Raw genomic sequence first — 12,408 nt, forward strand, 5'->3', positions numbered from 1 at the left:
GGCCGTGGCTTTGAAAGCCAGACGTGAGGCTCCCACGTTGCTGGCAGCGCCGGTGACTGCCTCCGCCTTTGAGGGGCAAGCCTTGCCGGTGGACACACCGGGATACGTGCAGGAAATTCATGTTCAGAATCTGCAGGTATGGGCGGAAGAGGCTGGCGCGCGGGTCAGGGTGGCCGCGTTGCCAGGTACCTTCCTGGCCCCCGGTGATCCGCTGGCGTGGGTTCGCTTCGACAATCCGCCGAACACAGAAGATTGGCGCGCGTCGGTTGCCAGCTGCTTTGCGATTGGTCCCGACCGGGTGTTTGACCAGGACCCCCGGTTCGGCTTTGTGGTGCTCTCTGAAATCGCCGTGCGCGCGCTGTCGCCGGCGGTCAACGATCCGGGTACCGCAAACAAGGTCATCCAGACCATGATCCGGCTGCTGGACCTGTGGCACCGAACGCCGCCCGCCAGCCCTGCCACCATTGAGTGTGACCGGATCGAAGTGCCCGAACTGTCAATTCAGGGCCTGTTTGATGACGCCTTCACCAGTATTGGGCGGGATGGCGCTGGCATGGTGGAGGTTGCGGTGATGCTGCAGCAGGGGCTGTTCAGCCTGGGCAGAATGGGCGCTCGGGACATTGCCGAAGCGGCGGATCACCACGCCCGTATGGCGCTGTCGCGGTCGGAGCGGGCACTGACCTTGCCGGATGATTTGACGGCCGTGCGTCAGGCGGCCAATCGCCAGCATTGAACGCGTTCGCCCTGGTGTGTGTTTTCCGGATTTGGAACTATGCTTTGCACTAGGGCCTCTGCCCGGACCACCGGGGTGGCAGCCATTCACTGAGAGCGCGGAGGGCACTGTGTCAGAGCGCAACCATGTCACCGTGTTTTACGACGAACGGGTTTTGAACCACTCCCCGGACGTCAACGCGGCGTTCCTTCCTGGCCGCCTGGACAAACGCATTCGCCACATACTGTCTGGCCTGAATGTGCAGTGGAAGTACCCTGAACACCCTGGCCGCATCAATGCCATCATGGATTTACTGCGGCGGGAGCCGGTTACGGGCGTGGCGTTTGCCGACGGCCGGCCCGCCACGCGGGAGCAATTGGCCCGGGTGCACACCATGTCCTTTCTGGACGATATTTTCTCCCTGCGCAATCAGACCGCCTGGCTGGATGTGGATACCACGGCGGTGTCCCCTGGCAGCGTTGAAGCCGCGGAGGTGGCGGCGGGAACCGCCATTGCTGCGGTGGAGGCGGTGGTCAGTGGTCGCACGGACAGCGCTTTCGCCGTTGTCAGGCCGCCGGGCCACCATGCGGAACCGGTTCGCGCGCGGGGGTTCTGCCTGTTCAACAACATCGCCGTGGCCGCCGCCCACGCTCAGGCCGAACTGGGGTGCGAGCGGGTAATGATCGTTGATTGGGATGCTCACCATGGTAACGGTACCCAGGACATATTCTGGGCCGATCCGGACGTCATGTTCATTGATCTGCACCGATCTGCGCCGTTCTACCCAGGTAGCGGCGGGCTCCAGGATGTTGGTGCCGGCCTGGGAGATGGCACCACTGTCAATATCCCCCTGCCCGGTGGGGCGGGTGATACAGCCTACCTGCGCGCCCTGAACGACATCGTGGCGCCTGCGGCGGACTACTTCAAACCGGACATCATTCTGGTGTCGGCCGGCTTCGACGCGCACTGGTTTGATCTGGCGATGAACGTCACTTACGAAGGTTTCGCCGCGATGACCGGAATATTACAGGCCCTGGCGCGGAAGCACTGCAGCGGCCGGCTGGTGTTTGTGCTGGAAGGTGGTTACAACACCGACTCTCTGGCCCGGGGCGTGCACTCCGTACTGGGCGTTTTGGCCGGCGGACCAATACCCGAACCGAGGGTGTGTGGCATGGAAGAAGTTGAGCAGGCCATTGAGTTCCACCGGGGTGCCTTTAAAGACGATACCTCATGACGGGAGGTTCACCGCAAATGACCCGGATTCCTTTTTCAGAACTGCAGGCATTGCTGGCTACGGTGTTCGAACGCCACGGCACGTCCTTGGCGGTGGCCCGCACCTTGGCCCTTAACTGCGCCACGGCCCAGCGAGATGGCGCGCTCAGCCATGGTGTGTTTCGAGTGCCGGGTTATCTGTCTACGCTGAAAAGCGGTTGGGTGAACGGCCAGGCCGTGCCGGTGGTGGAGGACGTGGCCCCCGGGTTTGTGTCCGCCGACGCGGGCAACGGCTTTGCCCAGCCAGCACTTGCAGCGGCCCACGAGCTGCTGGTCGATAAAGCCAGGAACAATGGCATCGCCATGCTCGCGATTCGTAACTCTCACCACTTCGCGGCGTTGTGGCCGGATGTGGAACCCTTCGCCCGTGAGGGTCTGGTTGCGCTGGCGTTCGTTAACAGCATGGCCTGCGTGGTGCCGTTCGGCGGTAATAAGCCTCTGTTCGGCACCAACCCCATCAGCTTTGCCGCGCCGCGGACCGGGCCGGACCCCCTGGTGTTTGATCTGGCCACCAGTGCCATGGCGCACGGAGATGTGCAGATTGCCGCTCGGCAGGGGGAAACCCTGCCCGAAGGCTGCGGCGTCGATGCAGAAGGCAACCCCACATGCGATCCGGCGGAGATTCTCAATGGTGGAGCGCTACTGCCGTTTGGCGGCCACAAAGGGTCGGCGCTGTCGATGATGGTGGAATTGCTGGCAGCGGCGCTGACCGGGGGAAACTTTTCTTTCGAGTTTGACTGGGCAGCCTACCCGGGGGCGAAAACACCCTGGACTGGCGAGCTGGTGATCGTGATTGATCCTTCCAAAGGCGCGGGCAGCAACTTTGCCAAGCGCGCGGAAACCCTGGTGCAGGAAATGGAGTGGGTCGGGCAGACCCGTCAGCCGGGAGATCGACGTTACCAGCAACGGGCGGAGGCGATGGAGCTGGGAGTGGCCATCGGGGAAGATGAACTGGCTCACCTGCGTGAGTTGGCCAGGGAGCGGTGACTGAAAGGTGTGCTAGTCTTCGGAGTTCCTGAGCGAAGAAGGAGAACTCCGCCATGCCTATCAGTGCCCACTATGCCTTAACCGTCCTGATTTGGGGGCTGACCTGGACCGCGATTCGGTTGCAGGTGGAATCCGCGGCGGTGGATATTTCAGTATTCTACCGTTTCGTGCTCGCGGCTGTTGTGGCCCTGGGTGGCCTGGCGTTGTTGCGGCGGCTGCCACGGTTTACGTTGAGGCAGCATGGGTGGCTGGTGTTGCAGGGGTTAACGCTCTACAGCATCAACTTTCTGCTGATCTACCGCGCGGCGGAAAACATGACCAGCGGCCTGCTGGCGGTGGTGTTCTCGCTGGCGGCCCTGTTCAATGCTCTCAACGGCCGGCTGTTTATGGGTATTCGCCCCAACCCCCGTCTCTATCCGGCGGTGGCACTGGGCATTTCCGGCGTTGCCCTGTTGTTCTGGCACGACCTGCAGATCGGCAACGCCACGCTGCCATCCCTGATGTTTGCGGCGGCAGGTACCTTCTGGTTTTCTCTGGGCAATCTGCTCAGCCTCAAGGTGCGCGAGGAAAACATCCCCTTGCTGGCGGGCAATGCCTGGGCGATGTTCTACGGGGCCGTTGCGCTGGGTGTCTGGTGCCTGGTGAACGGCGTTGAATGGATGGTGCCACAGGGAGCAACATTCTGGGGTGCAACTTTGTTCCTGGCGATTCCCGGGTCCATCGTGGCGTTTTTCAGCTACCTCACGGTGATCCGTGAACTGGGGGCCGACAAGGCAGGCTATGCCACCGTGCTGTTTCCCATTGTGGCGCTGAGTGTATCGACCTGGCTGGAAGGGTTTGTCTGGAGCGGTACCGCGCTGGCCGGGGCCTGCCTGGCGATCCTGGGTAACTACGTGCTGTTCCGCAAACCGCGGGCAAGCGCGCGCCTGGCGTAACGACTGTCCTGTTTGCGAAGATGGGTCTAAGCTTTTGGGAGACCAAGGAGGCCGTTATGTTTGTGGCAGAAAGATCCACCGGGCACATGATCGAAGTGCTGGATACCCAGGCACTGTTTGATCCCCACAAAAGTCGGGTCAAGGGCAGTATGCACTACGGTGAGGAAGCCCAGGACCCGGAGTTGTACGACAAAGCGGCACTGGGTTTTCCTTCCGGTGAAGCCTTGCCAGCATGCTGGACCGATCCGAATTATCGCCTGAAAAAGTGACTGGGTGTGTCGGATTACGGCTTCGCCTAACCCCACAACACTCTCGACCAATTTTTCCCATTACGTTGTAGCCTCGCCCGCTTTTCTGTAGCCTTTATTTTAATTGAACGTTCAATTAATAAATTCCGAGCCGGAATTCAGCAGGGTTGCCATGCCAAAAGTTGGAATGAAAGACACTCGCCGCCAGCAGCTGATCGACGCCACCATGGCCTCCATCGCCGAGCTGGGCATGCAGAACACCACCATTATGAGCATCAGCAAACGGGCGGGGATGTCGTCGGGCATTATCAGCCACTATTTCGGGGGCAAGCAGGGGCTGATTGAAGCGGCACTGCGGTACTTGCTGGATCAGTTGGGCAAAGAGTTGCGGGAGCGCATGGCGAGAACCGACGGCTCCCCGGAGCAGCGGCTGAGTTGCATTATTGAATCCAATTTTTCCGAGTTCCAACGTTCGGCGCTGGCGGCCAAAACCTGGCTGAGCTTCTGGGCTCGCTCCATGCATGAGCCGGGCCTTCAACGCTTGCAGCAGATCAACAATGCGCGGCTGTACAGCAACCTGCGCTATTCCTTTACGCAGGTACTGGAACCCCAGGCGGCGACGGCGGCGGCGCGGCAAATGGCAGCGCTGATTGATGGCTTCTGGCTGCGCAGCGCCCTGAGCGTTGACCCGGTCGAAAGTTTTGAAGCCGGCGAGCGGCTCTGCAAGCAATTCGTCCACGAGACACTGGCCCGGGCCAACGCCTGAGCTTTAACCGATTCAAAGGGCCCACAAGGCCTGACGAGACTGAACCGAGGTTATTACTGATTATGTCTGCACCTGCATCTCTACCGATTGTTCAAAACTTTGTGCATGGTCGTTTCCTGGCCAACAGCGCGGGCAAATCCTTCCCGGTGGTGAACCCGGCCAGCGGCCAGGTGATCTACGAAGTGGAAATAGCCGATGAGTCCATTCAGCAGGCGGCCACCGAAAGTGCCCGTGCCGGTTTTGCTGAGTGGTCAGGCATGACGGCCATCGACCGTAGCCGGATTCTGCTGAAAGCGGTGGCTTTGCTGCGTGAGCGCAATGATGAGCTGGCCGCAGTGGAAGTTCGGGACACCGGCAAGCCCTGGCAGGAAGCGGAAGCGGTGGATGTAGTGACCGGGGCTGACACCCTCGAATTCTTTGCTGGCTTGGCTCCTTCCATTGAAGGTACCCAACAGGATCTGGGCGGTGATTTCTACTACACCCGCCGCGAGCCGCTGGGCATCTGCGCCGGTATTGGTGCGTGGAACTACCCCATTCAGATTGCCTGCTGGAAGTCGGCCCCGGCGCTGGCCTGTGGCAACGCGATGATCTTCAAGCCTTCCGAGGAAACCCCGATGGGAGCGGTCAAGCTGGCGGAAATCTTCATTGAGGCGGGTGTGCCCGCAGGCGTGTTCAACGTGGTGCAGGGGGCGACGGACGTCGGCCAGTGGCTGACTCACCACCCGGAGATTGCCAAGGTGTCGTTCACCGGCGAGGTGGCTACCGGCAAGAAGGTGATGGCGGCAGCTGCGGGCTCCCTGAAGGACGTCACCATGGAGTTGGGCGGCAAGTCCCCGCTGATCATCTTTGACGACGCCGACCTGGAGAACGCCATTTCCGCCGCCATGGTGGGCAACTTCTACACCCAGGGCGAGATCTGCACCAATGGTACCCGGGTGTTTGTTCAAGAAGACCTTTACCCGCGCTTTATGGAGCGCCTGCTGGAACGCACCCGCAATAACATCAAGCCGGGCGATCCGATGAACCCGAACACCAACTATGGCGCGCTGATCTCGGAAAAACACCGGGATCTGGTGCTGGGTTACATTGCCAAAGGACTGTCAGAGGGTGCCACTCTGAGCCACGGCGGCCGGGCCTTCGAGCCGGACGATGCCAAAGGCGGTTACTTTGTGGAGCCGACCATTTTCACCGACTGCACGGATGACATGACCATCGTCAAGGAAGAGATCTTCGGGCCGGTGATGTCGGTGTTGACCTTCGCCGATGAAGACGAGGTCATTGCCCGGGCCAACAGCACCGATACCGGCCTGGCCGCCGGCGTGTTCACCAACGATATCCGCCGCGCCCACCGGGTGATTCACCAGATCCAGGCGGGTATCTGCTGGATTAACAGCTTCGGAGCCTCGCCGGCGGAAATGCCGGTCGGTGGCTACAAACTCTCCGGCATCGGCCGCGAAAACGGGCGCGAGACCATTGCGCACTACACCCAGATCAAATCGGTGTATGTGGGCATGGAAGATCTCGACGCCCCGTTCTAGACCTCGGGCCACACAGGAGAACGCGTATGACAGAAAACCGATACGACTACATCATTGTGGGCGCGGGTTCGGCCGGTTGCGTACTGGCCAATCGCCTGACGGAAGACGCCCGCCACAGGGTGCTGCTGCTGGAAACCGGTGGCAGCGACAAGAGCCTCTTTATCCAGATGCCCACCGCCCTGTCCATTCCCATGAATACCAAAAAGTACGCCTGGCAGTTCGAGACCGAACCGGAGCCGTTCCTGGATAACCGCCGCATGCACTGCCCCCGCGGCAAGGTGCTGGGCGGCTCGTCGTCCATCAACGGCATGGTTTATGTTCGCGGCCACGCCCGGGATTTTGACGAGTGGCAGGCCGAAGGGGCCACCGGCTGGCATTATCAGAACGTGCTGCCCTATTTCAGGAAAGCGGAAACCTGGGTGTTCGGCGGTGATGACTACCGCGGCGATACGGGGCCGCTTGGCGTCAATAACGGCAACAACATGCAGAACCCGCTCTACGAAGCCTTCATCAAGGCTGGGGCGGACGCCGGCTATTTTGAAACCGGCGACTACAACGGTGCCCAGCAGGAAGGCTTCGGTGCCATGCACATGACGGTCAAGAACGGCCGTCGCTGGTCCACCGCCAACGCCTACCTGCGCCCGGCCATGGAACGGGACAACCTGACGGTGGTCACCCACGCCCTGGTGCACAAAGTATTGCTGGACGGCAAAACTGCCACCGGTGTGCGCTACGAGCAGGGCGGCAAGGTTCACGAGGCGAAGGCCGCTGAAGAAGTGATCCTGTCCGCAGGCTCCATCGGCTCGCCCCATCTGTTACAGCTCTCCGGCATCGGCCAACGTGAGGTGCTGGAAAAGGCAGGTATTGACGTGCAGCACGAGCTGCCCGGCGTGGGTGAGAACCTTCAGGATCATCTCGAATTTTACTTCCAGTACCGCTGCAAGCAGCCGGTCTCCCTGAACGGCAAGCTGGACTGGTGGAACAAGCTCAAAATCGGCGTGCGCTGGATTCTGCGCAAGGACGGCCTGGGTGCCACCAACCACTTTGAATCCTGCGGCTTTATCCGCTCCAGGGCCGGTGTTGAGTGGCCGGACCTGCAATATCACTTTCTGCCAGCGGCCATGCGCTATGACGGCAAGGAAGCGTTTGCTGGTGATGGCTTCCAGCTGCATATCGGCCACAACAAGCCGAAAAGCCGTGGGTTCGTGCATCTGCAGTCGGCGGACCCGAAACAGGCTCCGACCATACGCTTCAACTATCTGCAGCATGAGGCTGACCGGGAAGGCTTCCGGGACTGTGTGCGCCTGACCCGTGAAATCATCGACCAGCCAGCGATGGACGAGTACCGCGGCGCTGAAATTCAGCCCGGTGCCGAGGTGCAGACCGATGAGCAAATGGATGCCTTTGTGCGCCAGGCCGTAGAGAGCGCCTATCACCCCTCCTGCACCTGCAAGATGGGCACCGACGAGCTGGCGGTGGTGGACCCCCACACCCGGGTTCGCGGCATTGAGAATTTGCGGGTGGTGGATTCGTCCATCTTCCCGACCATTCCCAACGGCAACCTGAACGCGCCGACCATCATGGTGGCCGAACGGGCCGCCGATCTGATCCGGGGCCTAGAGCCCCTGCAACCTTCTGACGTGCCGGTGATTATGGATGAGCAATGGCAGGCACGTCAGCGTCCGGGAACAGCAAAAAGGAGACACAACGCATGACACTCTGGTTATCCACAGGGCTGATTTTTACCTTCGCGGCCATCGCCCTGATTCTGTATAAATGGTGGAACATTCAGTGTATTGGCGTAACGCCGGTGCGTACCTTCACCTTTATTGCCATTCTGTTCACGTCCGGGCTGGATGTGGGGCTGATCATGTTCCCGCTGACCGAATTTGGCGGTTACGGCGATCTGTCGGCAAGCCCCGAGTACGGCTTTGCCAATCCTCTGGCGATTGAGTTTGGCTTCTGGGCTTTTCTGATCTGGGGCTTCTATTTCCTGACCTGTTTCTATTTCGCGATCATTGAGCCGCGGGTGAAGTTTTTCGAGATTCCCGTGGTGAAGGTCATCAACAACGTGGTGATCATCGGCACCTGTGCCTTCACCGCTTACCTGTTGCTGGTGAACCTGCCCTGGTATCTGCCCCAGCTCGGGGACGGCGAATCGGTAGTGCCGGCGTTTTACTTTATCGTCTTTGCCGCGATTGGGTTGGCGGTGTATTCCAGCTCCAGGATCAAGTACGTGCGTATTCTGAGTATTGGTTCCAGTGTGCTGTTCATCACGCTGATTGCCGGTATGTGGGTGCGGGCGTTTGCCCTGGGCCAGGGCTCGCCGGGAGACTTCTTTGGCACCGCCGGGTTGCTCGGTGAGTATTTCACCAACCTTCACCACTTTGTGTTGCCCATCAACGATTACCATGAGTTCTACCTGTTCTGGTGGTTCTCCTGGAGCATCATGATTGGCCAGTTCACCGCGCGGTTTGTCAGTGGCATTCGCACCTGGCAGTTGTTCATCGCCATGCTGGTGGTGCCGTCCATCGCCATTGGTGTGTGGTTCTCGGTACTCTACCACTATCACGAACAGGGCCTGAACATTGCGGCGTTTACCAATCTGGCGATGATCACGGTGGGTGTGCTGATGGTGGTGAACTCGCTGGATTCGCTGATCCGGCTGTACACCGATAATCTCAACATGACGGCGCAACGCCTGGGAAGAGCAAACTACGTGGTGTTCAATTTTCTGGCGATGATCGGGCTGACCATGTTGTTCCAGCTGGATTTCCTGAGAATTCAGTGGGTCGGTGCCCTGGTCATTGGTCTGTATTTCGCCTGTTTTGTATACATACTGGCGAAGAAGCGGGCCGAGGTGGCGTCGATCAAGGCCTCTCCGGAAGAGAACGTGCTCGATTTCCGTAAGATCGAACTGGCCACATAATCGGCGTTAGTTGCAGCCGCCCAACTGATTGATCCAGTCCGCGATCAGCTGGGCCCCCTGGGTGTCCGCCTGGAGGGTGCTGATCGGTGGCATGCGGAACTCGCGCTCGGCGACCATTCTCAGGTACAGCAGTGAGTTGTCGGCGTCTCCGGGTGTTACCAACTGTGCGTCAGGCCTTCCCAGGTCGGTATTGTCGGGCGGTGTTCCGCAGGCTCCGGTTTCAGCCAAAGGCGTTGTGAACCTCAGGTCCATGGCGCTTTGGGTGGTGCCGCCGGGTCGGTGGCAATGGCTGCAGTTGCTGTGCAGGTAGCTGCGTGCACGGCTGGTGGTCGATGCACTGTCGTCGGTGCTGCGGCTCAGGCTCTGGTTGCGCTGAGCGGATGTCGCCGGCTCACTCAGTACGCCAATACCCGCCAGGGTCGCCAACTGGTTGGCGGTAACGCCGGTCTGGGGGTAGGTGAAGTCGGTGTTCAGTTGCGCGGTTTCCAGGCCGAGACTGAAACCCGCAGCTTCGGTGTGGCACAGGCTGCACTCGCCAGCCGAGGGGTAATGCCAGACCTGGCCACCCACATCCGCATCCAGAGCGCCGTCGACCAGTTCGGCGTTGGTGCCGGCTTCATCCCACTGATAGCTGTAGCCAGACCAGCTGCCATCGGCGTTGTGCAGGAACAGCCGGGTTTCGATCAGGCTCTGGCCCAGCAAGAAGTTTTTCACCAGCACGGAGCCTCTGGGCAGTGCGAAATCCCCGCTGTCATCGAGGTTGATACTGGTGTTGTCTGGCACCGCCAGGTAGCGGGTTTTATCGGCACCGTCGGACCAGAAGGGCTCGATAACGGTGTAGGGAATGACCCCGTCGGCGGGCTCCCAGGGTGCACTGGCCTGCACGCAGCCGGTGTCTGACAACTGCTGTGGCAGTTCGATATCCACATTGACCGGATCAATCCGGAACAGGCCGGAGAAGGTCACCAGATAGAGTTCGCCGTTAGGGTCTTCGGCGAAGGACGCCACGTTGCGGCCGGTTTCCAGCAGAGTGCGGCGTTGGAAACTGCCATCGGCCAACGGGTCTAATGCCCACAGGGTACCCGAACCGAAATCGGCGAACAGGTACGAACCCTGCAGCGCGGGAATGTTGTTGCCCCGGTAGACATAACCGCCGGTGACGGACACCCCCTCGGAGCGGTCGTAAGCGGCGACCGGGTCGATAAACGGGCCGGAGGGAGACGTGCCGCAGTCATTGTCGGTGCGCTCAAACCCTTCGTAGCAACGCCAGCCATAGTTGCCCCCGCGGGTAATCCGATCGATCTCTTCAAACTGGTTCTGACCCACATCGCCGGCCCAGAGGTCGCCGGTCTGGCTGTCGAAACTGAATCGCCAGGGGTTGCGCAGACCGTAGGCGTAGATCTCCGGCAGTGCGCCGGAAATGCCATTGCTGGCGGGAGTGCCATCGGCATTGATACGCAGGATCTTGCCCAGCCGGGTGGACAGATCCTGGGCCTCGTTGTCGGGGTCGTTGGCGCTGCCGCCATCGCCGAGCCCGATATACAGCAGGCCGTCAGGGCCGAACACAATGTGGCCGCCGTTGTGGTTGGCAAATGGCTGGGGCTGTTCTAGCAGATCGGTGCGATCCAGTGCCCCTGAGCCGTTGGTGTTCAGAGTCAGGCCATTGTCGGCGGATTGAAAGCGGGCGACGAAAGAGGTCATGTTAGGGCTGGCACCGACGGTGAACGACAGGTAGATCGAATCGTTGCTGGTAAAATCCGGATCAAACGCCATACCCAGCAACCCACATTCTTCGCAGGTGCTGAGTGAGTAGGCCTGGGACAGATCCGCCAATTGGGTTCGGCTGTCGGTGTTCAGGTCAAGGCGATGGATGACGCCGCCTTGCTCGACGACGTAGAACACCTGTGCCAGGTCGGGGTGCGGTAACATCAACAGGGGCCGGTTGAAGCTGAGGGAGGGCGCTATCTGGGCCAGCTGAACCTCGCCCGAGCCCTCAAAAGCCAGGCACTGCGTATTGCCGGGGCGTTCGGAAAGGCCGAGGGTTTCGCCGGAGCCGTTTCCAGAGCCCCCGCCGCAGGCGGTAAGCGTTAAACAGATGAATAGCAGAAAACCCCGTTGCATGAGCCCTGTCCTCCCTGCAGAGCTTTAATAATAGACCATCCCTGGCATTTCAAAAGTGTTGAGTGGAAATCCGGCCCGGAAGACCCGGGCCGGATTTCATAGGGCGGTTACAGGTTTAGTCGGTCGCCCGATCTTCCATGTCGCTAACGCCTTTCTTGAAATTTTGCCAGGTGGAGGAAGTGGCCTCTTTGGTGTTTTCCCACGCGCTTTCGCTCGTTTCTTTGGTATTTTCCCAAGCCTGGCTCAGGCTGTTGCGGGTCTGGTTCCACCAGCTTTCATCGTATTCGGGCAGTGATGAGACGGCCTCACTGTCTGCTTCCAGGTGTACCTGATAGTTCAGGTCGTCGAAGCGGTCCATGGCATCATCACTGTCTTTCAGCTGCAGGGTGAAACTGCCGCGCTCGGCGACTACGTCGCGGCCACCCAAGCCCAATACGTCGCCGGTTTTGATCACCAGGGAATGTACTGACATGTCATCGCCAAGCAGAACGTCTTCGACCTCGCCAATTTCTTCGCCGGCACTGTCGAATACGTCGGCATCCAGCAACTCGTCTGTGGAATACAGCCCTTCAGAAGCCTGTGCGTATGTACCAAGTGTCAGGCCGCCAGCAAGCATGGATATGCCCATTGCCTTAATCAATCGTGTTCGCATGATGGAACTCCTGTAAAGGTTTGATCCTGTGAGATCGCCGTGACGGTAGGCCCGGCGTCCATAATCAACCTAGCAAATGCCCCGGCAACCACCTAGTGACGTTCTGGCAATGATCCAGCTGTCACACTGTTATAAACCGGCGCTATCATCGGGTACATCAATACAGTGGGAGCCGTTGAATTCCGGCGTGGTGGCCCCATATAAACAGGCAAGCGGCGGTTTCAGGGCTGTCGCGCTGAATTTTCTGA

Annotated in this window: 11 protein-coding genes; 9 read left to right on the top strand and 2 right to left on the bottom strand. The window is 60.0% G+C overall.

Annotated elements, in window-relative coordinates; genetic code table 11:
* The 9 genes from WD429_RS01105 to WD429_RS01145 form a co-directional block, all read left to right on the top strand.
* Positions 1–733, top strand: a 733-nt coding sequence (locus tag WD429_RS01105; RefSeq protein WP_368420326.1) for a DUF2254 family protein, incomplete at its 5' end; no start/stop codon positions are given.
* Between the two features lie 109 nt (positions 734–842).
* On the top strand, positions 843–1,946 hold the full coding sequence (locus WD429_RS01110; protein ID WP_368420327.1) for a histone deacetylase: 1,104 nt from the start codon (positions 843–845) through the stop codon (positions 1,944–1,946).
* A 17-nt stretch (positions 1,947–1,963) separates the two neighbouring features.
* Complete coding sequence (locus tag WD429_RS01115) at positions 1,964–2,971, top strand: Ldh family oxidoreductase (protein ID WP_368420328.1); 1,008 nt, start codon at positions 1,964–1,966, stop codon at positions 2,969–2,971.
* 53 nt (positions 2,972–3,024) lie between these two features.
* Positions 3,025–3,906, top strand: coding sequence for a DMT family transporter (locus tag WD429_RS01120; RefSeq protein ID WP_368420329.1), 882 nt, complete (start codon positions 3,025–3,027; stop codon positions 3,904–3,906).
* Positions 3,907–3,962: 56 nt separating this feature from the next.
* The gene (locus tag WD429_RS01125) at positions 3,963–4,175 is read left to right on the top strand and encodes an acetyltransferase (protein ID WP_368420330.1); all 213 of its coding nucleotides are present in this window, start codon (positions 3,963–3,965) and stop codon (positions 4,173–4,175) included.
* Positions 4,176–4,326: 151 nt separating this feature from the next.
* On the top strand, positions 4,327–4,920 hold the full coding sequence (gene betI, locus WD429_RS01130; protein ID WP_368420331.1) for a transcriptional regulator BetI: 594 nt from the start codon (positions 4,327–4,329) through the stop codon (positions 4,918–4,920).
* 62 nt (positions 4,921–4,982) lie between these two features.
* Complete coding sequence (gene betB, locus WD429_RS01135; protein WP_368420332.1) at positions 4,983–6,458, top strand: betaine-aldehyde dehydrogenase; 1,476 nt, start codon at positions 4,983–4,985, stop codon at positions 6,456–6,458.
* Between the two features lie 26 nt (positions 6,459–6,484).
* A complete protein-coding gene (gene betA, locus WD429_RS01140) occupies positions 6,485–8,173 on the top strand; it encodes a choline dehydrogenase (RefSeq protein WP_368420333.1) in 1,689 nt (562 codons plus the stop codon).
* On the top strand, positions 8,170–9,387 hold the full coding sequence (locus WD429_RS01145) for a BCCT family transporter (protein WP_368420334.1): 1,218 nt from the start codon (positions 8,170–8,172) through the stop codon (positions 9,385–9,387). The genes betA and WD429_RS01145 overlap by 4 nt, the downstream gene beginning before the upstream one ends.
* Positions 9,388–9,393: 6 nt before the next feature.
* On the opposite strand, the gene WD429_RS01150 is transcribed toward WD429_RS01145, so the two are convergent.
* Complete coding sequence (locus WD429_RS01150; protein ID WP_368420335.1) at positions 9,394–11,508, bottom strand: PQQ-dependent sugar dehydrogenase; 2,115 nt, start codon at positions 11,506–11,508, stop codon at positions 9,394–9,396.
* 115 nt (positions 11,509–11,623) lie between these two features.
* Positions 11,624–12,160, bottom strand: coding sequence for a PRC-barrel domain-containing protein (locus tag WD429_RS01155; protein WP_368420336.1), 537 nt, complete (start codon positions 12,158–12,160; stop codon positions 11,624–11,626).
* Positions 12,161–12,408 lie beyond the last annotated feature (248 nt).

Source organism: Marinobacter sp. (genome assembly GCF_040904845.1).
Lineage (GTDB): Bacteria > Pseudomonadota > Gammaproteobacteria > Pseudomonadales > Oleiphilaceae > Marinobacter.

Coding starts and splice junctions, on each gene's coding strand:
- betB (WP_368420332.1), top strand. CDS start 4,983: ATGTCTGCACCTGCATCTCTACCGATTGTTCAAAACTTTGTGCATGGT.
- WD429_RS01155 (WP_368420336.1), bottom strand. CDS start 12,160: ATGCGAACACGATTGATTAAGGCAATGGGCATATCCATGCTTGCTGGC.
- betA (WP_368420333.1), top strand. CDS start 6,485: ATGACAGAAAACCGATACGACTACATCATTGTGGGCGCGGGTTCGGCC.
- WD429_RS01120 (WP_368420329.1), top strand. CDS start 3,025: ATGCCTATCAGTGCCCACTATGCCTTAACCGTCCTGATTTGGGGGCTG.
- WD429_RS01125 (WP_368420330.1), top strand. CDS start 3,963: ATGTTTGTGGCAGAAAGATCCACCGGGCACATGATCGAAGTGCTGGAT.
- WD429_RS01150 (WP_368420335.1), bottom strand. CDS start 11,508: ATGCAACGGGGTTTTCTGCTATTCATCTGTTTAACGCTTACCGCCTGC.
- betI (WP_368420331.1), top strand. CDS start 4,327: ATGCCAAAAGTTGGAATGAAAGACACTCGCCGCCAGCAGCTGATCGAC.
- WD429_RS01145 (WP_368420334.1), top strand. CDS start 8,170: ATGACACTCTGGTTATCCACAGGGCTGATTTTTACCTTCGCGGCCATC.
- WD429_RS01115 (WP_368420328.1), top strand. CDS start 1,964: ATGACCCGGATTCCTTTTTCAGAACTGCAGGCATTGCTGGCTACGGTG.